The sequence below is a fragment of the Paeniglutamicibacter sp. ORCA_105 genome, assembly GCF_045798545.1.
Classification (GTDB): Bacteria; Actinomycetota; Actinomycetes; order Actinomycetales; family Micrococcaceae; genus Paeniglutamicibacter; species Paeniglutamicibacter sulfureus.
The window spans coordinates 87,261-109,054 of sequence record NZ_JBIXLM010000011.1 but is presented as its reverse complement, the minus strand read 5'-3'; the positions used below and the strand labels follow the sequence as shown (position 1 = coordinate 109,054).

The window sequence follows — 21,794 nt, the reverse complement described above, 5'->3', positions numbered from 1 at the left end:
CATGAGTTCCTTGCCCGGGGCCCTGTCGGGGTCGGGGAATACGTCAGCGCCGGGGTGCTGGTCCATGCCTTCAGTGTAGCGAGGAGTCACATTGCGGGGGATTGTCCCGCCGGTGGCGTGCCGCCGCCGACGGCGGCGGCGGGCACCGCGTAAGGTTTGGCCCATGCCGCAACTCATCCTGCAGTGGTTTGCCGCCGACCCGGCCCTGGCCACGGTGGCGGGAATCCTGGCAGCGCTGGCCCTGGCGCTGTACCTGTTCAACGCCGTGCGCCTGACCATCATCGACTTCAAGTCGCACCTGCTGCCCAACCGCATCCTGGGACCATGGTTCATCGCCGCCCTGGCGTTGCTGGGCGCTGCCGCATTGTTGGCCGGGGAACCCATGATCTTGCTGCGCATGGTGCTGGGAGCCGTGATCCTGTTCGCCGGCTACCTGGTGCTGCACCTGATTGCGCCCGCGGGCATGGGGCTGGGGGACGTGAAGCTCGCCGCCGTGCTGGGACTTTACCTCGGTTTCCTCTCCTACACCCACCTGTTGTGGGCCACCGCGTTTGCCTTCATCATCGGGGCCCTCTGGTCGGTGGTGTTGCTTTTGGCGCGCAAGGTCACGCTGCGGTCCTCCGTTGCCTTCGGCCCCTTCATGCTGGCGGGCGGGGCCCTTGCCCTGGCCGTGGCCGGTTAGCCAAGCCAAGACCACGCCCGGAATCCACGACACACGAAAGACACCGGAACATCTCCATGCCCACACCGGAATTCATCATCCAAATGCGCCGCAAGATCGGCAATGACCCGCTGTGGCTGCCCGGCGTGAAGGCCGTGGTGATCCACGAGGGCCGCGTGCTGCTGGTCCGCCGGGCCGACAACGGACGCTGGACGCTTCCGGCCGGCATCCTGGAGCCGGGCGAGGAGCCCGCCATCGCGGCGGTGCGCGAGGTGTTCGAGGAGACCGCGGTGCACTGCGCAATCACCCGGCTGGTCGGGGTGGCCACCACCGACGAGGCGGTGTATCCCAACGGGGACCGCGCCCAATACCTGGACATCATCCTGGCCGGCGAGTACCTGGGCGGGGAGGCGAAGGTCAACGACGACGAGAACCTCCAGGTCGGATGGTTCGGGTTGGGCCGGCTGCCGGCCCTGCCGCCCAAGCACCAGCGCGCCATCGACTGGACCCTCGAGCCGAAGGAAGCCGGCCACTTCATCACCGGCACCCAGGGCACCGCCTGATCCACTGCCGTCCCGACGAACGCAAAAAGCGCCCAGCAAGACCCTGCATCCCCCCCGCGCGGGAAGGAATGCAGGATCTTGCGGGGCACCATTGTTTGGCGGGGAAAGAACCTTAACGCTTCGTCTCGAAGGTCCCGTCGGTTTCTGCCGGGCTGCCGGAGGCGCCGGCGGGCAGCTTGTCGCCGAACCGTGCCGCGTCCTCCAGCGCCTTGGCTTCCTCGCCGCCGATGGCCTCGCCGCGGGCCACCATGCCGGCGGTGTCCGAGAGCTTGACCTGCTTGAGGAACAGCGCCAGCACGAAGGCGATGAGGATGAACGGGATCAGGTACCAGAACACCGGTGCCAGCGAGTCGGCGTAGGCATTGACGATGCCCTCGCGCACGCCCTCGGGCAGCTGCGCCATGGTCTGCGGGTCCAGGGTTGCGGTGGCGTTGCCCGCATCCGCGGCGCTGGCCCCGGCGCCGGTGAAGACGTCGGTGAGCTTCTCGGAGAGCCGGTTGGTGAACATGGCACCGAAGATCGCCACGCCCAGGGACGCACCGACCTCGCGGAAGTAGTTGTTCGTGGAGGTCGCCGTGCCGACCATGGCGGGATCCACGGCGTTCTGCACCACCAACACCACTACCTGCATGATCAGCCCCAGGCCGGCACCGAACACGAACAGGTACACGCAGATCAGCCACAGCGGGGTGGTTGCCGAGAGCGTGGTGAAAGCGAGCATTGCCAGCGCTGTGACCAGGGCACCGGCGATCGGGTATCCCTTGTACTTGCCGGTCTTGGTGATCGCGATGCCCGACCAGATGCTGGTGCCCATCAGGCCAAGCATCATCGGGAGCATCAGCAGCCCGGAAACGGCGGCCGAGGTGCCCGAGGACATCTGCAGGAACGTCGGCACGAAGGCGATGGCCGCGAACATGCCAAGGCCCAGGGTGAAGCCGATGGCCGTGGCATTGACGAAGATCCGGTTCTTGAACAGTGAGAGCGGGATGATCGGGTCCTCGGCACGTGCCTCGGTGATCACGAAGAGCACGATGGCCGCGAGCATTCCCACGCCCCAGGCCCAGGTCTCGGGGGCCGCCCAGCCGTGGTTCTTGTTCCCGCCGAAGTCGGTGAAGAAGATCAGGCAGGTGGTGGCGATGGAAAGCAGCAGCACCCCGAGCACGTCGATCTTCTTGGTGGACTTCTTGTTCGGGATGGTGAGGGCGAACCAGGCGATCAGGAAGGCGCCGATGCCGATGGGGATGTTGATGTAGAACGCCCACTGCCAGGTGAGGTGGTCGACGAAGAATCCGCCCAGCAGCGGACCGGCCACGGCCGAAAGGCCGAAGATGGCACCCAGCGGGCCCATGTACTTCCCGCGCTCAGAGGCCGGGACGATGTCGGCGATGATGGCCTGCGAGAGGATCATCAGGCCGCCGCCACCCAACCCCTGCATGGCGCGGAAGAACACGAACATCCAGAAGCTCCCGGCAAAGGCCGCGCCGACGGAGGCCAGGGTGAACAGGGCGATCGCGATCAGGAAGAGGTTGCGCCGGCCCAAGACGTCGCCGAACTTGCCGTAGATCGGCATGACGATGGTGGTGGCCAGCAGGTAGGCGGTGGTGATCCAGGCCTGGTGTTCGACGCCGCCGAGTTGGCCCACGATGGTGGGCATTGCGGTGGAGACGATGGTCTGGTCGAGGGAGGAGAGCATCATGCCGGCGATCAGCGCGGAGAAGATGATCCAGATGCGCCGTTGCGTCAGCAGCAACGGCGCCGGGCCCGGGGGTGTCCGGGGCGCGGTGGTGGTTGACATGGTGGTTCCTTGGGTGTGGTGGGAAAGATGAGTGGCGGGTCGGACCGTCGGGTCAGGGGGCGGGGGGATGCTCCCCGTGAAGCAGGGGCTGGCCGAACAATTTCCGGGTCTGGCGCATGACGGAGAGGAATTCTTCCTCCAGCGATGGCCCGTCGGGTGAAGCCAGGTAGCGTTCGATGGCACGGTGGGTGGCGAACTGCAGGGCGTGCACCAGCATGCCGATGCCGCCGTGGTCGGCTTCGACTCCTTCGCGCCTGGCCACCATGGCGGTGAATTCGGCCTGGCGTTCCGGGCCGACCTTCATCATGCGTGCCAGCAGTTCCGGCTCGCGGTGCAGGATCGTGAAGAAGCCGTGGACACCGCGGATCTCGGCGTCGTCGATGCGCAGCTGTTCCCGCACCAGGGCCACCAGGTCGGCCAGCAGGGTGGGGGAGATGCCCACGGTGCCGACGGGCCGGGCGTTCATGAACCGCTCGAGCGCCTCGGCTGGCAGCCCGTCCTCGGCGTGCCCGAAGACGGCGTCGAGCTTGGTGGCGAAGTAGTTGAAGAAGGTGCGCCGCGAGATCCCCACGCGGGCGCAGAGTTCCTCGACGGTGAACCCCGCAAAGCCGTTTTCCGCCGTCAGCTCTCGTGCGTTCCGCGAGATGGACAGCCGGGTTTTCAACATGCGGGCGCTGAGGGTCGGCGGGGTGGCCGAGTCGGCGGAAGGACCATTTGCACTATTGTTCACAGAGTGCAGTTTTGCACTATTAGTTGCTGAGTGCAACTTAAGTGGGCCCCCTCACGGAACGCCCCAGCGCCCCTCGGCGCCGCCGCCCGGACACTCAAACGGCGGCCCGCCGAGGAATGGATATACCTTCCTCGAGGGGCCGCCGCTGCTTGCGGGGGTGTTGGGTTGGTGTCAGTGCTTGCCGGTCATGGTGGTGACATCGAGCAGTTCATCGAGCTGCGCCTCGGTGAGATCGCCACGCTCGACGAAGCCGAGCGCCACGGTGGCCTCGCGGACCGTGAGCGAATCGGCAACCGCCTTCTTGGCGATCTTCGCGGCGTTCTCGTAGCCGATGAGCTTGTTCAGCGGGGTGACGATCGAGGGGGAGGCCTCGGCCAGGAAGCGGGCGCGTTCCACGTTCGCGGTGATCCCGTCGACCATCTTCTCGGCCATGACCCGGGTGGTGTTGCCCAGCAGGCGGATGGACTCGAGTAGGTTCGAGGCCATCACCGGAATGCCGACGTTCAGCTCGAACGCCCCGTTGGTGCCGGACCACGCGATCGCGGTGTCGTTGCCGATCACCTGGGCGGCGACCATGATCGCTGCCTCGGAGATGACCGGGTTGACCTTGCCCGGCATGATCGAGGAGCCCGGCTGCAGGTCCGGGATCGCGATCTCGCCCAGGCCGGTGTTGGGGCCCGAGCCCATCCAGCGCAGGTCGTTGTTGATCTTCATCAGCGAGATCGCGATGTTGCGCAGCTGGGCCGAGGCCTCGATGAGCCCGTCGCGGTTGGCCTGCGCCTCGAAGTGGTTCCGGGCCTCGGTCAGCGGCAGCCCGGTGTCCGCGGCGAGCAGCTCGATGACGCGTTCGGGGAACCCCTCGGGGGTGTTGATGCCGGTGCCCACCGCGGTGCCGCCCAAGGGCACCTCGGCCACCCGCGGGAGCGAGGCCAGGATGCGCTCGATTCCGTAGCGCATCTGCGCGGCGTAGCCGCCGAATTCCTGGCCCAGGGTCACCGGGGTCGCGTCCATCAGGTGGGTGCGCCCGGACTTCACCACGTCCTTGAACTCTGCGGCCTTGGCCTCCAGGGATGCTGCCAGCACCTCGAGGCCCGGGACGACGTCACCCAGCAGCCCGGCGGTCGCAGCGACGTGCACCGAGGTGGGGAACACGTCGTTGGAGGACTGCGAGGCATTGACGTGGTCGTTGGGGTGCACCACGGTGCCGGAGCCGGCCGCGGCCAGTGCGCGGGTGGCCAGCTCGGCCAGCACCTCGTTCATGTTCATGTTGCTCGAGGTTCCCGAGCCGGTCTGGAACACGTCGATGGGGAAATGCTCGTCGTACTTGTTGGCGGCGACCTCGTCGGCGGACGCCACGATGGCGTGCGCGCGCTCGGAATCCAGCACCCCGAGTTCCAGGTTCGCCAGGGCGGCGGCCTTCTTCACCTGGGCCAGAGCCCGGATGTGCGCGGCCTCGAGCTTCTTGCCGGAGATCGGGAAGTTCTCCACGGCGCGCTGGGTCTGGGCCCGGTAGAGGGCTGCGGCCGGTACGCGGACCTCGCCCATGGTGTCGTGTTCAATGCGGAAGTCTGCAGAAGTGTCCATGCCAGACACGCTACGCCGCATGCACCCGGTTCGGCAGTGGCCGGGCGCACAGTTCACCCCAATGGCGAACGCGGGAATAAAAGCGCCCGCGGCAGGACCCCCGGCAGGATCCGGAAAACCGGTCCGGGAGGGGCGCGGAGGTGCTGCCTAGAGGATGCCGAAGCCCGAGACCATTTCCGCCTTGCCCTCGGCCAGGCGGTAGGTCACCCCGATCACCGCGGTGCGGCCCTCCTCCACGGCGGAGGAAACGATGCGCGACTGTTCCACGAGGCGGTGGGTGGTCTGCTGGACGTGCTCGACGACGGTGGTGTTGACGTCGCGGATGCCGTTGCGCCGGGCGGTGATCACCGAGGGGGTGATGTGCTCGACGAGGTCGCGGATGAAGCCCGGGGGCATGGTTCCGCTTTCCACCGAGTCGATCGTTGCCGTCACCGCGCCGCAGGAGTCGTGGCCCAGCACCACGATCAACGGGACGTTCAGCATCGCCACCGAGTACTCCAGGGAGCCAAGCGCCGCCGAGTCGATCACGTGTCCGGCGGTGCGCACCACGAAGACGTCGCCCAGGCCCAGGTCGAAGATGATTTCCGCGGCGAGGCGCGAATCCGAGCAGCCGAAGATCACCGCGAAGGGGTGCTGCTTGTCCACCAGGAACTGGCGGCGCAGCGCATCCTGGTTGGGGTGGTCGGTGTGGCCGGCCACGAAGCGGGAATTGCCCTCGCGCAGCTTGCGCCAGGCTTCTGCGGGAGTCAACTCAAGGTGGTCGACGGAGACGTCGGAATCATTCATGTTTTTTAGCTTAGACGCCCGAGACGGGGCACGCCGGTGAATGCATTGTGTCGAATGTCTCATTCGGGCGCAGTTACCGCATGCCCGGGGGCGGGGAGTTAGTTGGCGGGGATCTCGTGCTGGGCCAGGCGGGCCAGCTTGTCGAGGGTGTCCAAGCCGCTGTCACTGGTCAGCACGATGGTGGAGGTTCCGCGCGTCGAGACCAGAATTTGGTCCTTGTCCTTGGTACGCAGTTCCCAGTCGGTCCCGTCGACGGAGTGGGTACCGGCGGGGGAGGCGTTTTCGGTGGCCGCTGCCAGCCATGACGGGTTGGCCCCGGCAGTCTGCCTGACCCACACGAACTCGTCGTCCTTGGTGACGACCCCGAACTCCCAGTACTTGATCCCGTCGACATTCCCGGTGATCCAGCGCGCGAAGTTTACGTAGTCACCCTCGGGAAGGTTCGGTGCCCAGGGCGTGAAATCCGCATCCGCCGCGGCCTGCGAGGCAACATCGGCGACATCCACCGGCGCGCGGAAGGTCTCGGCCTTGTCCGCCGGGTTGATGAGGATGACGGGGACCGCCACCGCCACGGTGAGCAACACCGAAATGATCATGCCCTTGAGCGTTTGGTTGGCGCGCTTGGCCTGCTTGGGAGTCAGCACCGGCTTGGCGGGCTGCTGCGCATCGGCAGGTGCCGAGTCAAGCCCGTGCGACGGCATGGCCGTGTCCGCGGACGCCGGGGTGTTGGCGGATGCGGGGGTGTTGGCGGGTACGGCTGGGCCTTCGGGGTGTTCACTCACCCCTCCATTCTCGCGCATCCGCCGCGCAGAATCTAAACGGGCGGACCCGGGCACCGCAGGGCGCCGGATGCGTCGCACAAGTCGTAGCCAAGGGGGGCGCAGCCAGTGACGGGAGATATGATGGGAGCTGTTGGCCCCTCGGCAAACTAACAGATCTCAACGACGAGGAAGACCGTGACTGAAGCCACGAATTTTGCCCACCTGTCCCCACGACTGTCTGTCAGCGACGCGTCGCCCGACCGCAACCTGGCCCTTGAATTGGTGCGTGCCACCGAGGCCGCAGCGATCGCCTCGAGCCCCTGGGTCGGTTTCGGCGACAAGAACGCCGCCGACGGCGCGGCCGTCGACGCCATGCGTTCGCTGCTCTCCACCGTGTCCTTCAATGGCGTTGTCGTCATCGGCGAAGGCGAAAAAGACGAAGCCCCGATGCTGTTCAATGGCGAACGCGTGGGCGACGGAACCGGCGCCGAATGCGACGTTGCAGTTGACCCGATCGACGGCACCCGCCTGACCGCCCTGGGCATCAACAATGCACTCTCGGTCCTGGCCGTTGCCGACCGCGGCTCCATGTTCGACCCCTCTGCGGTCTTCTACATGGAAAAGCTTGTCACCGGACCCGAGGCGGCCGAGCTGGTCGACCTGCGCCTGCCGGTCAAGCAGAACCTGCACCTGATTGCCAAGGCCAAGGGCAAGAAGATCAACGAAATCACCGTGTGCATCCTGGACCGCCCGCGCCACCAGGGCCTGGTTGACGAGATCCGCGCCGCCGGCGCACGCACCAAGTTCATCATGGACGGCGACGTTGCCGGCGCCATTGCGGCCACCCGCGACAACACCGGCGTGGATGTGCTGATGGGCATCGGCGGAACCCCCGAAGGCATCGTCACCGCCTGCGCCATCAAGTCGCTCGGCGGCATCATCCAGGGCCGCCTGTGGCCCACGGACGACGACGAGAAGCAGCGGGCCATCGACGCCGGCCACGACCTGGACCGGGTGCTGACCACCAACGACCTGGTCACCTCCGACAACTGCTACTTTGCCGCCACCGGCATCACCGACGGCGACCTGCTGCGCGGGGTGCGGTACAAGAACAACCGCATCCACACCCAGTCGATCGTGATGCGCTCCAAGTCGGGCACCATCCGCATCGTCGACGGCGAGCACCAGTCCGACAAGTGGGAAGCCTACACGCGCTAAGCCACACCGGCGGCAGTGCCGCCCGGACATAGCGAGGCCCGGCAGGAAGCGAATCCTGCCGGGCCTCTCTGTGTCTTGGCTGCCGCGGGACCTAGGGGAGCGCCTGCGGCGTCACGGCGAAGGCGCGCCCCGCAGCATTCGCGCTGCGCCGTGCCATGGCCGGGGCCTCGTTGGCGCCGATGAACAGCGAATCGCCGCGACGCAAAAGCTCGTCCCCGCGCGGGGTGTCAATGAGCACCTCGCCCTCGATGCAGAGCACGATGACCGGGCCGTTGGCGGCCACCGGCACGTCCCCGCCGCCCATGTCGGCGGCGTCGGCCACGGCGGACAGTTCGATGTGCTGGAGCTGGAATTCGGCAAAGGGCGGGGTGAAGACCTGCTGGCCGTACATGGTCTCGGTGGCTTCCAGGTGCGGGACGCCCAGTGCCTCGAAGCTGCTGACGCGCAGCAGCTCGGGCACGTCGATGTGCTTTGGCGTCAATCCGCCGCGCAGCACGTTGTCCGAGTTGGCCATGACCTCCACGCCGAGCCCGCGCAGGTAGGCATGCACGTTTCCGGCACCCAGGTAGATGGCCTGCCCGGGTTCCAGCACCACCAGGTTCAGCAGCAGCGAGACGAGCACGCCGATGTCGTCCGGGTAGTGTTCGTTGATCCGCGGCAACTCCGCCAGCGAGGGGTGGTCGGCCAGGGCGGGGTTCGCCTCCATGGCGCGCAGCGCGGCGGCACCAAGCCGCCCGAGCTCCGGGGATCCGCCGAGCAGGTATTCGCAGGTCGAGCGCAGCGCCTCGGCCTCGTCGCGGTTCGAGAGCAACGAGACGATCCTGGCGCAGGTTTCCGCGGCCTCGGCTTCCAACGCCGCGCCCAGGGTGCCAAAGAGCCCGGCGGTATCCGCGGGGGAGCGGAAGCCGCTCAGCGCGGCGAAATCGGTTAGCGCGTAGATCATTTCCGGCTTGTGCGAACCGTCGCGGTAATTGCGCTGCGGAGCATCGGCGGCAAGGCCCGCGGCGTTCTCCGCCGCGTACCCGGCTGACGCCTGATCGGCGGAGGGGTGCACCTGGATGGACAACGGCTTGCCCGCTGCCAACAGCTTCATCAGGAACGGCAGCCTGCCGTAGGCAGCCGCGACCTCGGGACCCAGCAGCCCCTGGGGGTCGGCGGCGATCAGCCGGTCCAGGCCGGTGTCCGCGCCACCGGGCCGTCCGTCGGAGGCCAGCGAAGGCGCGGAAGGGTGGGCTCCGAGCCACATTTCGGCTTCCGGCTTGCCGCTGGGATCGGTACCCAGAAGCCCGCTGATGGCGCCGGTGGATCCCCAGGCATAGTCACGGATGGTGTTTGTCAGGCGATACATCATGGTCCTTCAGGCTATGGGGGATTTTGTGCCCGGACGGGTCAGGGCACCGAGCATTCATTGTTGTTGGCTGCGATTTTCCCCAGCAGGTCGGTGCGACCAATTTGCTCCAGGGTGACCAGGTAGCGCTCGGTCAGTTCCGACCCGTCGGCCTGGGCCGTGGGTACATCCGCAGGCGCCGTGTTGATCTTGCCGGGCTCGGAATTGCGCTTGGTCCCGGAATCCTTGGTCGACTTTGCCGGCGCGGAGGATTCCGTGTCCTTGGCCGATCCCTTGGTGGCCTCAGCGGACTTCTTGGCCGGGGATTCGTTTTGTGCGGCGATGAGTCCATCGATGCGCGAGTGGATCTCGTCGAAGTCCGGGTAGGTGGAGAATTTGTCACCAGCGGACCCGAAGTCAGGGGCACCCAGGGTCAGGCGCTTGAACGGGGTCTGGCGGGCCTTGTCGGCCAGGTTCAGGAAGGAACCGAGCTGCTGCTGCGGGATGTCGGTCTCCACCAGCTGCTCGCCGGCGTCCATGATGGAGGTGAAGCGCGTGAGCATGGTCTTGGGGCTGAACTGGGAAATCATGGCCTGCTGCAGGCACTGCTGGCGCGCGATGCGGTGGTAGTCCGTGGTGAAGTCGCGGGAGCGGGCAAACCAGAGGGCCTGCTTCCCGGTGAGCGTCTGCTCGCCGGGGGCGAACCAATGCGTGTTGACCGAGGAGTTGGGCCAGTACTTGCCGTTGTAGGGGACCCAGCCGCCGGAGTCGACCTTGACCCCGCCCATGGCGTTGATGAACCCGGCGAACCCGGCCATGTCGATCATCACGTACGACTGGACCGTCAGGCCAGTGGTGCCCTCGATGGCGTCCATGGTGGCTTCGGCACCGGGATTCGCCGCATCCGGGTACAGGTCGGCGTGGTTGTCGGTGGCGTCGCGATAGATCGCATTGAACAGGCACTCATCCCCGCAGTTGTACCCCTTGGGGTAGATCTCGCGCATGGGGGAGTCCTTGGAGAACTGGGCGTTCTGCATGTTGCGCGGGATGGAGATCAGCAACGACTTGCCGGTCTTGGCATCGACGGACAGCAGCGACATGGAATCGGTGCGCACCCCCTCGCGGTTGCCCGCCGAGTCGGCGCCGAACACCGCGATGTTGTAGCGTCCGTCGACCGGCTTGAAGGCGGGTCCGGCGGTAAAGACGCTGGAAATGGTCTCGCGGCCCTTGTTCATCACAAATGCGCCGTAGCCCAGGGACCCGGTGATGGCCAGGGCCACCACCAGCAACGTGGCAGTCAGCCCGATCCTGGCCCCGGGGGCCAGGTACCGGGGGCGGATGATCGCCAGCGTGTTCAGGAACATCAAGAGCCAGCCGGCCGCCAGCACCATCAGCAGCAGCGAAGATCCCAGCTGCACCCAGGCCTGGGCAAAGAATCCCAGCAGCCAGTCGCGCTTGAGCAGTGCGAGCGCCAGCACCACCAGGAGCAAGGCCCAGCAGGCGATGGTGACGCGCATGACGAACCCGCCAAGGGCGCGATTCCCGGAAACCCATTGGGCGCTGCCGGGGAAGAACGTTGTCAGCAGCAGCAGGAACAGTGCGCGCTTGGAGCGCACCGGTGCCGGGGCCGAGACAGGGTCCGGTAGCAGGTCGGGGTCGTGGGACGAGCGGCGGGTCGAAGTCATAGGGGTCCTTACGTGCCGGGGGCTTCGGAGGCGACGGCGGCCCGCAGGGCGGCGCCCTTGTCGGCTGCGACCTGGCGCAGCTCGGCGGCGAAGTCAATGAGCTTTTCCTGCAGTGCGGCGGCGAGTTCGTCGGTACCGGTGGCCAGCATCCGCACTGCAAGCAGGCCCGCGTTGCGCGCCCCGCCAATGGAGACGGTGGCGACCGGCACGCCGGCCGGCATCTGGACGATGGAGAGCAACGAGTCCATGCCGTCGAGCGTCTTAAGCGGCACCGGAACGCCGATGACCGGCAGCGGGGTGACCGAGGCGAGCATGCCCGGCAGGTGGGCGGCTCCGCCGGCTCCGGCGATGATCACGCGGATGCCGCGGGTGTGGGCTTCCTTGCCGTAGGCGATCATGTCCTCGGGCATGCGGTGGGCCGAGACGACGTCGGCTTCGAAGGGTATGCCGAATTCGCGCAGCGCCTCGGCGGCCAGCTTCATGACGGGCCAGTCCGAGTCGGAGCCCATGACCAGGGAAACCAGGGGTGCGGGAGTGCTCAAGAAGTTTGTCCTTCGGTGGTGGATGCGGGGGCCGGGGAAGGCGCGCCGTCACGGATCAATGAGGCCACGGTGTTGGCGCGGGCGCGCAGCGAGTCAACGGATTCCCCGGGTTCGGAGACCACGTTGACGTGGCCGATCTTGCGTCCTGGACGCACGGACTTGCCGTAGGCGTGGACCTTCACGCGCGGTTCCGCGGCCAGGGCGGCCTGGAACGCGGAGAACAGGTCCTGGTTGGCCCCACCGAGGTAGTTCTTCATCACGGTGGTCTCTGCCAGCGCGTCGGTGGCTCCCAGCGGCAGGTCAAGGACCGCGCGCAGGTGCTGTTCGAACTGGCTGGTGATCGAGCCGTTCATGGTCCAGTGTCCGGTGTTGTGCGGGCGCATGGCAAGTTCGTTGATGACGAACCCGGCACCGGAGCCGGGGGTCTCGAAGAGTTCGGCGGCCATCACGCCGGTGACGCCGAAGGCCTCGGCGATGCGCAGTGCCGCCTGCTCGGCGGCCTCCTCGACGGCCGGGTCCAGGCCCGGTGCGGGGGCGATGACTTCGTCGCAGACGCCGTCGACCTGAATGGTGTGCACCACTGGCCAGGCCTTGGCCTCGCCGCCGGGGTTGCGGGCGACAAGGGCGGAGAGCTCGCGGGTGAAGGCGACCTTGTCCTCGGCCAGCAGGGCGCCGTTGCCGAACCAGTCAGCCGCAGCGCGGGCATCCTCTTCCGTCTCGATCATGCGCACGCCCTTGCCGTCGTAGCCGCCGCGCGGGGTCTTGAGCACGACCGGCCAACCGATTTTCTCGCCGAATGCCACCAACTCGTCAACGGTTTCCACCGCTGCCCATTCGGGGTTTGGCAGGCCCAATGCGGCGATGGCCTCGCGCATCACGAGCTTGTCCTGGGCGTGGATCAGCGCGGCCGGGCGCGGCTGGACGTTGACGCCCTCGGCGATCAGCGCCTGCAGGTGCTCATTGGGCACGTGCTCGTGGTCGAACGTCAGGACATCGACTCCGCGGGCGAATTCACGTAGCGTCGCCAAATCCGTATAGTCACCTACCGGGGCGGAAGCAACACTGCGCGCGGCAGAGACATCCGGGCCCTCGGCCAGGATGCGTAGTTCGAAGCCGAGATTCAGGGCCTCGGGAGCCATCATTCGGGCAAGTTGACCTCCGCCAACAACGCCAATCACTGGAAACATCACCCGCTTAGCCTACCGAACGCGGGGCCCAACCTATGTTGTCCATGGCGAGTTTGGACACCATTGGCGGTGAACATTCAGTGAACCGCATTAGAATAGTTTGGTTGGCCGTCCAGGGAAATGACGGCCCAACCGCACCGGACGCGCAGTCAGCGAGCCCGCGGCGCACGGTGCATTGAGACGAATCCATGGAGGATCATGCTGAAAGAGATCTGGCGCAAACTCTTGGGCCTGGCGTCCATGATGTGGCGCGAAGTCGCCAAATTCGGCGTGGTCGGGGGTGTCGCGTTCATCATCGACTCGGGCATTTACCTGTGGATGCTTGAGGGGCCGATGGATGACTCCGAGGTCAAGGCAAAAATCATTGCCGGCGTCGTGGCCACGATGTTTTCGTGGGTGGCCAACCGCTTCTGGACCTTCCGCCATCGGCGGCAGGCCAACGTGGTGCGCGAGCTCGTGATGTTCCTCATCATGAACGCCATCGGGCTGGGAATCGCCGCAGCATGTGTGTTCATCACCAAGTACTGGATCGGCCTGACCGACACCACCAGCCTGTTCATCGCCGGCTCCGTGGTCGGCCTGGTGCTGGGCACGATCTTCCGGTTCTTCGCCTACCGTTTCTGGGTCTTTGGCGAGGAAATGGATGCCGAAGAGGAATTCGCCCACGACCGCGAACTGCTGCACGTCGGCCACGAGCAGGCTGATGCGGAGCGTGGTGCTTCCGCACCGGCCCGGAGCCCGGGAACGCCTGACGGCGTCGCCTAGCGCCTTTGGGCCCGGCACGTTGACACCTGCTGCCCCGGGATGTTCCCCCTCTTGCTTCTCCACCACGGTGGAGGGAAAAGCCAAGGAGCATCCCGGGGTTTTTCCTGCCCGCCGCAGGCCGGGCCTTTGGCTTGGGCCTATGATTCCCGGTCCAGGCGCGTCACCACGCGTTCGCCGCCGAGCAGCGAGTCGCTGATCTTCACGCCGTCTTCCACCAGAACCACAGGGTTCCCCGCGCTCCACAGCGACACCAGGGCCGGAAGGAGCCGTTCCAGTGGCCACGCGGTGCTCAGCAGGGTGGTGCCGGTTGCCCCGGTTTCGGGCAGCTCGGCGAACAGCTGGGTGTAGGCCAGCGAGCCGGCGGCCCCGTGCAGTGCCGTGGCGGAAGTGTCGATGGGGGAGGGGCTGAAGGAATCCGCGTAGGCGCGGACCTCCGAGGCGTAATCGGTGGCACCAACCGGCAGCGGGCCGTCGAAGGCCATGGCCAGGGCGGGCAGGGGGACGGCGATGACCTCGACGCTGCCGTTGACTGCTAGGGTTTGCGGGTCGGCGGTAATAAATACGTCGACATCTCCGGGATCCGTTCCGGGGGCCACGCAGCGCACTTCGGCGCCCAGGTGCCAGCACGCCAAGGCCAGCGCCGCGGACTTCCAATGGCCGGGCATGTCGGTGGCAACAATGCTGCCGGGGGCTAAATCGAATTCTTCGTGCAATAGGTTCGCGCTCTTGGCGACCCAGTTGTCAAAAACGCGTCCGCTGAGTTCCACGCGTTCCCCGCCCTGGGAGTACCAGGTCAGGTATGGGTGGGTGGAATGGCGCATTGGAGCGAGTAGTGATTCGACGGGAGATAACGAGTTGGTATCAATGGTCATGGGAAGCTCCTTGTCAAGCCTGTGAATTCCCCGGGAATCCGGGGTCGGGCGAAATCGTGTGTGATCACGGCGAAGTCTCGGGCGTGGCGTGACTCCAAATCTACGACATGTGTGGCTAAAATCGTCGGCCGCACTTGACGCAACCGGAGTTACACCAGTGTAATTAGATAGTGCACCGTCAGGGAGAGGGAAATTGTCTCGCGACGGCTTTTTCTTGAAAGGCCGTCGACGTCGCTCTTTTTGGGTCATATTAGGTATCAAGTTCGTAACGGCGGAAGGTTAGTAAACCATGGGAAACGTGGATCGAAGCTTCAACGAGGCCGCAGCGACGGCGCCTACGCCACCTTATAGCGGGGGCAGAAGCGTTCCGGCGGACTGGTTTGTCGATCCGGCCGAGACAAGCCGGGAACAGGAAGCCGACGGTTCGAAGATCTTGACTCCCGCAGAGGAGACAGCCGCATTCCTGTTGGCGCACGACGCAGCCAGCGATCTGGTCGCTGACCCGACTCCCTCGTGGGCACCCAGCTTCGATGCCATGCCCGACGGCAAGAGCCCGGCCCAGGCCATCTGGATCGGGCTGGGCGCCGAGGACGAAGAAGGCGAACTGGGCTGGCAGTCCGAGGCACTGTGCGCACAGACCGACCCCGAGGCATTCTTCCCCGAAAAGGGAGGATCGACCAGGGACGCCAAGCGCGTCTGCGGCGCCTGCAATGTGCGCTCCGAATGCCTTGAATATGCACTGACCAACGACGAACGGTTCGGAATTTGGGGCGGACTGTCCGAGCGTGAACGTCGTCGCTTGCGGAAACGAGCAGTCTAATTCTCCCTACGATCCACGTCACCGCCATTGTGGCTGCCCACAATGGCGCAGCTTTTCTCCCCCGGACCCTGGCCGCCCTGCGCGACCAAACTCGACTGATTGACCGCTTCGTCGGAATCGACGCGTCGTCCACCGACGGTTCCGCCGACCTCCTGCGCCGACAACTGCCCTCCGACGCCACCTTGCTTCAGGTCCCGGAGCACAGCTTCGGGCACTCGGTCATGGAAGCCGTGCAATCCCTCGGCGAGCCCCGCCAGGGTCGCACCGAGTGGCTCTGGCTGATCCACGACGACTCGGTGCCCGAACTCAATGCCCTGGAAAAGCTCCTCACCGTGGTCGAGGCCACCGAGTCGGTCACCATCGCCGGGTGCAAGCAGCTTGACCTTGACTCCCCACGCCGCCTGTTGGATGTGGGCCTGGGCATGAACAAGCATGCCGAGCGGCTGACGCTCATCGAGATCGACGAGGTTGACCAGGGCCAGTATGACGCCCGCACCGACTCCTTTGCCGTGACCAGTGCCGGAATGCTGATCCGCCGTGACGTCTTCGAGGCCCTGGGCGGTTTCGACCCGGCGCTGCCGGGACTGGGCGACGACATGGACCTGTGCTGGCGCAACCGCCTCATGGGCAACCGCGTGGTCATCGTGCCCGCAGCCAAGATCCACCACAAGGCAGCGGTGGTCCGCGCCCTGGCCGGACCGGCGGAAACCCGCCGCGCCGAGGTGTTCATGCGCCTCAAGCACGCCCCGGCCTGGGCCATCCCCTTCCTGGTCATCGGAGCGGTGCTGGGCGGGATCTACCGCTTCCTGCTCTCGCTGCTGGCCAAGGACCCGGGCTACGCCTTCGGCCAACTGGGCGCCACCTTCAGGGCCGTCGGAACCCCCGTCAAGCTCTCCAGGTCCCGCTCCGCCGCTGCCGCCACCCGGCGGGTTCCACGCAAGTCCATCGCCCGGCTGCTCACCGAGCAGGACCTGGTGCGCGAGCACCGCAAGCACATGCTCGACTCCCTCGATGGCGAAAGCGTCTACGGGGACGGGACCGGCGCCACCGCCGCCCAGGTCCCCAGCGGGGACGCCCGCAACGACTTTGCGGCGCTGGCCGCACCCAACCGCACCTCAGCCTTCGTCAGTGCCATCATCGCGGTGATTGCCACCCTGGCCGCGTCGCTGGTGGGTTTGCGGGCCCTGATCGGCGCCGACGCCGTGGCTGGCGGGGCAATGCTCCCGCTCTCCACCAAGGCCTCCGAGATCTTCGCCAACGCCACCTCCTGGTGGGCCGACCTCGGGGCCGGCAGCCCCGCCGGCGGGGACCCCATCGACTACGTGTACTGGCTGGCCGCCCTGGCCGGGGGCGGAAACGCCAACGCCGCGGCCGTGGTGCTGACCTTGCTCGCCATGCCGCTGGCGGCGCTGGCCGCCTGGCTTGGCCTGGCCGCCGTCACCCGTTCCCGGGCCGCGCGCATGGTCGGCGCCCTGCTCTGGGGCCTGGCCCCGGCTCTGCAGGTTTCGCTGGCTTCCGGCCGCGCCGGCAGCGTGCTGGTCCACGTCCTGGCACCGCTGTTCCTGCTGGCCCTGCTGCGCTCGGTGGGAGCCGCGGTTGATTTCCGCACTGGCCGCGGAAACCGTCCGCTGCCGGCCTCGCGCCCGGGCACCGGAATGGTTCCCTCCTGGACCGCCGCCGCGGCGGCCGCCCTGCTGCTGGTGGCCATCGCCGCAGGTTCCCCCGCCGTGGGTCTTGCCCTGGTCGTGCTCATCGTCCTCGCCGCCATCGTGCTCCGCTCCCGTGCCCGGACCCTGTGGTGGGTGCCGCTTCCGGCACTGGTCTTCCACCTGCCGCTGGTCATCGCCGCGCTGGGCAATCCGCGCGTGCTGCTCACCGATCCCGGACTGCCCCTGCCCTTCGCCCCGGCACCGCTGTGGGCCCAGGGCCTGGGTTTCCCCACGGCCTTTGACCCGCTGGGAACCCCTGCCGGATTCGGCTTCCTGCCCGCCGGGCCCTGGGCACTGGTGCTGGCGCTGCTGGTCGGCGCCCCGCTGCTGGCCTCCGCGCTCACCGGGCTCTTCGCCGGGGGCCGCGACAACTCCGCCTCGCTGGCCCGCACCCTGTGGCTCGGTGGCGTGCTGATGCTTGCCGCCGGGTACGGCGCCTCGCTGGTGCCCGCCGCCGTGGCCGGAAACACCTTCGTCGCCGCCTTCAACGGGCCCTTTGTCTCCTTCTTCGTCCTGGCGCTGGTCTTTGCCGCGGGACTGGGGATCTCCGAGTTCCGCGCCGAGCGCCGCCAGGGCGCACCCTCGGCCGCAGGTGCGCGCACCGCTGCCACCGGCACGCTAGCCTGGGCCTCGGCCCTGCTGGGAATCTCCGTCCTGGTCGCCGGCGGGAACTGGATCGTGGCACAGCTCCCGGCCCCTGCGGGTGTTGCCGCGGAAACCGACCTGGGCACCACCAGCTCCTTGCAGGCGGTTTCCGCCCGCACCCTTCCTGCCACCGCCGCCGACCGCGGACTGGGACCCTACGAGGACCGCACGCTGGTCCTCGCGCAGAACGGCGGCGGGGCGGTCAGCGCCGCACTGATGAACGGGGCAGGCACCACCGCCGATGCCCTGTCCCAGCCCGCCGCCGCAAACCGCCTCATCGGCAACTTGCCGGCCCCCGCCCTGCGCGAATCCGACGACGCCGACCGGCTCATCGAACAGACGGTTGCCACGCTCGTCTCCGACTCCGCCCTGGACCCGCGCGCGGAACTGGCGTCCCTCGGCGCCGGGTTCGTGGTGCTGCAGGATGCCCGGGCCACGGCCTCGGCGCTGGTGGCACGCCTCGACGCGGTGCCCGGCCTGGTCCCGGTGGGACAGACCGAAGCCGGATGGCTGTGGCGCGTGGAACCGCTTGAGCGGATCCCCGGCGTGGACAACGCCACCGACTCCACCTCCCGCGTGCGCATCGTGGCGGGGGACAAGACCGTGGCACTGCTGCCCTCGCACCGCGGGGAAGTCACCGCTGCAAGGGTCGAACCCGGCGAGGCCGGCAGGGTGCTGGCGATGGCCGAACGCGCCGACGCGGGCTGGAGCGCAACCCTGGACGGGGTTGAGCTCAAGCGCCTCGCCGTGGGCGCCGAGGCCGGCGGCGCGGCGGACGCCACCGGGACGGGCGTGGAGAACGCGAAATGGGCGCAGGGCTTTGAGCTCGGTGCCGCCGGCGGCACCCTGGAGGTGCACTACCTGAGCCCGTACAAGCTCCCGGTGGCCATTGCCCAGCTGGTGGTGCTGCTGCTGACCCTGCTGTTGGTCATCCCCATCCCGCGCAGCCGCCGTTTTGCCGCGCGCCGCCTGGATGAATACCGGACCCGCGGCAACGCGGAAAGCATCGACGAGCTCGACCGCGGGCACCATGGGGCCCACGCCAAGGAGACGAAGTGAAAAACGATTCCCGCAAGGCACGACGCGAAGCCGATCGCGTAGCCCAGGCCGCCCGCGAAGCCGCGGGACTGGCTCCGGGTGCCGCACTGCCCGCGGAACGGGACGAGGTGCCTGCCCCCGTGGCCGCCGCGCCACCGGCCCCGGAATCCGGCGACGCGGCATCGCCCGAATCGGCGACAGCACCCGCGGCCACCGTTCAGCCCGCCAAGGACGCCGACGCGGGGACGGACCCGAAGACCGAGGCAGCCTCCCCGGAACCCGCCCCGGAGCGCGTCCACCGTGCCAAGAAACGCGGCAGGGCCCTGGGCCTGGTGGGCTCGCTGGGGGTGCTCTGCCTGGGCGCCGCGGCCATTGCCGCCGGATCGGTGTTTCCCCCCGCCACCGCCGCCACCGGCACCCCGGTCGCACTGACCTCGCTGCCGGCCGGAGACGCGCTGGCCAGCTGCCCGGCGACGATGAAGCTGTTCACGGGCGCCGGTTCCGGCGTCGACCCGGAGTTCGCCCCCGCATCCAAGGACGCCAGGACGGGTGTGCGCGCCGCGGTGCTCTCGGATTCCGCCGGCCGCATCCCGGGCACCGAAATGCTCAGGAACGATGCGGGCGTCGAGGGAACCATCGCCCCGCGGCTGTCGGCAGCCGAGGCAGCGAAGGCCACCGGCGCCGGCGCCGACGGCACCTCCGAGCGCAAGGGCGCACCGGGCGCGGTCAGCAACTACGCCGAGTCCCTCACGGTGCATGCCCAGCCGCTGGGCGGGGTGCAGTCCCTGGTCTCCGCCGTGCGTTCCTACTCCGCCGCGGACGGTGACCTTGCAGGGCTCGCCGCCGCGGGCTGCACCGCCCCGTCGGCCGAATCCTGGCTCACCGGCGCGGTGACCACCCCCGGATCCACCGCCGTGCTGAACCTGGTCAACCCCTCGGTCTCCGTCGCCCAGGTGCGCGTTGACCTGCGCGGTGCCGACGGCATGATCTCCGCACCCAGCCTCGGCGCGCTGGCGGTGGCACCGGGCGAGTCCAAGTCGGTCATCCTCGCCGGGTACGCGCCGAACGAGAAGGCCCTCTCGGCCAAGGTGACCTCCTCCGGCGGGCGCATCAACGCCACCATCCAGCAAAGCACGTTGCGCGGGCTGGTCCCGGGCGGCGTCGACTACCTGGGTGCCTCGGCAACCGCCAACAACACCCAGGTGATCCCCGGGGTCGCGATCCTGGACCCGAAGCTTGCCGGCGAGCTGGCCAAGCCTGCGGCCAACTCCGACGCCGCCGCCGAACTGGTGCTTGCAGCGACCTCCGCCGAGGGCGCCACCGTCAAGGTGCGGGCCCTGGGCCGCAACGGCGAGGTCCCGATTCCCGGCGGCGGGGAAGTGGTGGTGGCCTCCAACGCCACCGCACGCATGCCGCTGGGCGGGCTTCCCGCCGGGCAGTACACCATCGTGGTCGAGGGCGACTCCGCGGTGAGCGCGAGCGTGAAAATGGTGCGCGGCACCAAGGCAAACGAACCCATCGACCTGGCCTGGGCCGGTGCCGCCAACCGGCTGGGCAGCGAAAACCTGATGGTTCTTCCGCCCGTGGGCAGGTCCACGCTGGTGCTCAACGCCCCCGAGGACACCGCCACCGTCTCGGTGCGCGCGCTGGGTGCCGACGGCAAGCTCTCGGCAACGCGGAAAATCGAGCTGTCCGGCGGCAAGACCGTTGCGCTGGCCGCCACCGACTTCGGGGCCGGCACCACGGCCCTGGTGCTCTCGGCCACCGGCGCCCCCGGCTACGCCGCCGCGGTGGTCCAAGACGGGGCCTTCGGCATTGCCGCGGTGCCGGTCAGTGACGCCGCACTGGGAAGCAAGGGCGTCCAGGTCCTGCTGCGCGACTAATCGCCCGGGCCGGCATCCCAGGACCCGTACCCGGGGTCAATGGCCTGCGGGTCCATGGCCCACAGGTCGGCCAGCTGTTCCACGATCGCCATGTGCACCATCTCCGGAAGCAGCTCGGCGCCGTGGCCGCATGCCTCCTCGATGGGGCGGCGGTAGAGCGTGACGCGTTCGGGGCGGCCGGGCCGCGCCGAACGGCTCGTGGCCCACGGCACCCGGGTCCCGGCAGCCCGCGCACGCTCCAGCACCTTGGCGGCGGGGACCATCATGATGCGGAAATCGATGGCCGTCACCCGCTCGCCCCAGCGGTCGGCCAGGCGCTCGGCCGATTCAACCAGCAAGTCCTCGAAGCGCTCGGCCCGGGTGCGCGACCCGGGCAGCGGCGCCAGGAGCAGTGGCCCGCGCCGGCCGCGTCCGTGACGGTTGCGCTTGCGGTCGGCGTATCTCCGGGTACTCCCGCTGTGCAGCGAGGACGGATCGCGCCCGTCCAAATCGATCGACAGTTTTCCGGACATGACACCTAGCCTATGCCACCTCGGCCCCGCGGGAACCGCCTGCCGCACGGCGGTGCGCCGACGCCGTGCCGCCGCGCTGCGGTAGTCTGTGTAACCGTGGGATCATCCAGACTTTGTTCACGTTCGGCGTGCCGCCAGCCGGCCATCGCAACCCTGACCTATGTGTACGCCGACTCGACGGCGGTGCTCGGTCCCTTGGCGACCTTTGCGGAACCGCATTGCTACGACTTGTGCTCGCTCCATGCCCAGCGCCTGACCGTGCCGCTGGGTTGGGAAGTCATGCGCCTGGCCCTGCCCGAGCAGGGACGGCTCGGCAACGACGACCTGTACGCGCTGGCCCATGCGGTGCGGGAAAACGAGGCCGATGCGGCCCTCGCCCCGGCCCCCGAGGTCCCGGCTCCACGCGCCTCCCCGCCGGCCATCGAGCCGGGCAACGCCCAGGGCATGACGCGGCGGCACCTGCGGGTGCTGCGCGAAGGGAACCTGGAGCCCTAAACTGGGTTCCATGTCGAATCTCTCAGCCCAGCTCACCGCCCAGCTCCGTTGCCCTCTCACCGGCTCCACCCTCATCCAGCACGGTGACACGCTGGTGTCCACCGGAACCGGGGACAACGGGGAAACCTACAGCTACGACATCGTCGAGGGCATCCCGGTCATGCTGGCCCCCGAAGCCACCGTCATCCCCGCGAAGACCCAAGGCTAGGGGCCGGG

Annotated in this window: 20 protein-coding genes; 9 read left to right on the top strand and 11 right to left on the bottom strand. The window is 67.9% G+C overall.

Going from position 1 to position 21,794, the window contains the following annotated elements; translation table 11 throughout:
* Positions 1-163: 163 nt before the first annotated feature.
* Both ACIPUB_RS07755 and ACIPUB_RS07750 read left to right on the top strand, forming a co-directional pair.
* Positions 164-682: a prepilin peptidase gene (locus tag ACIPUB_RS07755; RefSeq protein WP_407606863.1), complete on the top strand. Its 519-nt coding sequence runs from the start codon at positions 164-166 to the stop codon at positions 680-682.
* Between the two features lie 56 nt (positions 683-738).
* Positions 739-1,224: an NUDIX hydrolase gene (locus tag ACIPUB_RS07750; protein WP_407606862.1), complete on the top strand. Its 486-nt coding sequence runs from the start codon at positions 739-741 to the stop codon at positions 1,222-1,224.
* Between the two features lie 112 nt (positions 1,225-1,336).
* Here ACIPUB_RS07750 and ACIPUB_RS07745 read toward each other — a convergent pair whose 3' ends face one another.
* From ACIPUB_RS07745 to ACIPUB_RS07725, 5 genes are all read right to left on the bottom strand, one after another.
* Positions 1,337-3,019: an MDR family MFS transporter gene (locus ACIPUB_RS07745; protein WP_407606861.1), complete on the bottom strand. Its 1,683-nt coding sequence runs from the start codon at positions 3,017-3,019 to the stop codon at positions 1,337-1,339.
* A 52-nt stretch (positions 3,020-3,071) separates the two neighbouring features.
* Positions 3,072-3,749 carry a TetR/AcrR family transcriptional regulator gene (locus tag ACIPUB_RS07740; RefSeq protein WP_407606860.1) on the bottom strand — a complete coding sequence of 226 codons (678 nt, stop codon included), beginning with the start codon at positions 3,747-3,749 and terminating at the stop codon, positions 3,072-3,074.
* Between the two features lie 171 nt (positions 3,750-3,920).
* Positions 3,921-5,333: a class II fumarate hydratase gene (locus ACIPUB_RS07735; RefSeq protein WP_407606859.1), complete on the bottom strand. Its 1,413-nt coding sequence runs from the start codon at positions 5,331-5,333 to the stop codon at positions 3,921-3,923.
* 147 nt (positions 5,334-5,480) lie between these two features.
* Positions 5,481-6,119 carry a carbonic anhydrase gene (locus ACIPUB_RS07730; RefSeq protein ID WP_407606858.1) on the bottom strand — a complete coding sequence of 213 codons (639 nt, stop codon included), beginning with the start codon at positions 6,117-6,119 and terminating at the stop codon, positions 5,481-5,483.
* 98 nt (positions 6,120-6,217) lie between these two features.
* Positions 6,218-6,901 (bottom strand): DUF4245 family protein, encoded by a 684-nt coding sequence (locus tag ACIPUB_RS07725; protein ID WP_407606857.1) that lies wholly within the window; start codon positions 6,899-6,901, stop codon positions 6,218-6,220.
* 174 nt (positions 6,902-7,075) lie between these two features.
* Here ACIPUB_RS07725 and glpX point away from each other — a divergent pair, with 174 nt between their 5' ends.
* A complete protein-coding gene (gene glpX / locus ACIPUB_RS07720) occupies positions 7,076-8,098 on the top strand; it encodes a class II fructose-bisphosphatase (RefSeq protein WP_407606856.1) in 1,023 nt (340 codons plus the stop codon).
* Positions 8,099-8,189: 91 nt separating this feature from the next.
* On the opposite strand, the gene manA is transcribed toward glpX, so the two are convergent.
* Genes manA through ACIPUB_RS07700 form a run of 4 tightly spaced genes read right to left on the bottom strand, consistent with a single transcriptional unit; the run spans position 8,190 to position 12,794 of the window.
* Complete coding sequence (gene manA / locus ACIPUB_RS07715) at positions 8,190-9,446, bottom strand: mannose-6-phosphate isomerase, class I (RefSeq protein WP_407606866.1); 1,257 nt, start codon at positions 9,444-9,446, stop codon at positions 8,190-8,192.
* A 41-nt stretch (positions 9,447-9,487) separates the two neighbouring features.
* A complete protein-coding gene (locus ACIPUB_RS07710; RefSeq protein ID WP_407606855.1) occupies positions 9,488-11,110 on the bottom strand; it encodes an LCP family protein in 1,623 nt (540 codons plus the stop codon).
* Positions 11,111-11,118: 8 nt separating this feature from the next.
* A complete protein-coding gene (gene purE / locus ACIPUB_RS07705) occupies positions 11,119-11,619 on the bottom strand; it encodes a 5-(carboxyamino)imidazole ribonucleotide mutase (RefSeq protein WP_407606865.1) in 501 nt (166 codons plus the stop codon).
* Between the two features lie 29 nt (positions 11,620-11,648).
* The gene (locus ACIPUB_RS07700) at positions 11,649-12,794 is read right to left on the bottom strand and encodes a 5-(carboxyamino)imidazole ribonucleotide synthase (protein ID WP_407606854.1); all 1,146 of its coding nucleotides are present in this window, start codon (positions 12,792-12,794) and stop codon (positions 11,649-11,651) included.
* A 243-nt stretch (positions 12,795-13,037) separates the two neighbouring features.
* Here ACIPUB_RS07700 and ACIPUB_RS07695 point away from each other — a divergent pair, with 243 nt between their 5' ends.
* A complete protein-coding gene (locus tag ACIPUB_RS07695; RefSeq protein ID WP_407606853.1) occupies positions 13,038-13,604 on the top strand; it encodes a GtrA family protein in 567 nt (188 codons plus the stop codon).
* Between the two features lie 137 nt (positions 13,605-13,741).
* Here ACIPUB_RS07695 and ACIPUB_RS07690 read toward each other — a convergent pair whose 3' ends face one another.
* Entirely contained in the window at positions 13,742-14,476 is a 735-nt protein-coding gene (locus tag ACIPUB_RS07690) for a TIGR03089 family protein (protein ID WP_407606852.1), read from the bottom strand.
* Positions 14,477-14,765: 289 nt separating this feature from the next.
* On the opposite strand from ACIPUB_RS07690, the gene ACIPUB_RS07685 reads away from it, so the two are divergent.
* Genes ACIPUB_RS07685 through ACIPUB_RS07675 form a run of 3 tightly spaced genes read left to right on the top strand, consistent with a single transcriptional unit; the run spans position 14,766 to position 20,571 of the window.
* Entirely contained in the window at positions 14,766-15,296 is a 531-nt protein-coding gene (locus tag ACIPUB_RS07685; protein WP_407606851.1) for a WhiB family transcriptional regulator, read from the top strand.
* Positions 15,297-15,325: 29 nt separating this feature from the next.
* Positions 15,326-18,709 carry a glycosyltransferase gene (locus tag ACIPUB_RS07680; protein WP_407606850.1) on the top strand — a complete coding sequence of 1,128 codons (3,384 nt, stop codon included), beginning with the start codon at positions 15,326-15,328 and terminating at the stop codon, positions 18,707-18,709.
* The gene (locus ACIPUB_RS07675) at positions 18,706-20,571 is read left to right on the top strand and encodes a DUF5719 family protein (protein WP_407606849.1); all 1,866 of its coding nucleotides are present in this window, start codon (positions 18,706-18,708) and stop codon (positions 20,569-20,571) included. Before ACIPUB_RS07680 ends, ACIPUB_RS07675 begins: the two co-directional genes overlap by 4 nt.
* Here ACIPUB_RS07675 and ACIPUB_RS07670 read toward each other — a convergent pair.
* Positions 20,568-21,083: a metallopeptidase family protein gene (locus ACIPUB_RS07670; RefSeq protein WP_407606848.1), complete on the bottom strand. Its 516-nt coding sequence runs from the start codon at positions 21,081-21,083 to the stop codon at positions 20,568-20,570. The genes ACIPUB_RS07675 and ACIPUB_RS07670 overlap by 4 nt on opposite strands.
* Positions 21,084-21,179: 96 nt before the next feature.
* On the opposite strand from ACIPUB_RS07670, the gene ACIPUB_RS07665 reads away from it, so the two are divergent.
* Positions 21,180-21,578 carry a DUF3499 domain-containing protein gene (locus ACIPUB_RS07665; RefSeq protein ID WP_407606847.1) on the top strand — a complete coding sequence of 133 codons (399 nt, stop codon included), beginning with the start codon at positions 21,180-21,182 and terminating at the stop codon, positions 21,576-21,578.
* A 10-nt stretch (positions 21,579-21,588) separates the two neighbouring features.
* Complete coding sequence (locus tag ACIPUB_RS07660; RefSeq protein ID WP_407606846.1) at positions 21,589-21,786, top strand: Trm112 family protein; 198 nt, start codon at positions 21,589-21,591, stop codon at positions 21,784-21,786.
* The last annotated feature ends 8 nt before the right edge of the window (positions 21,787-21,794 follow it).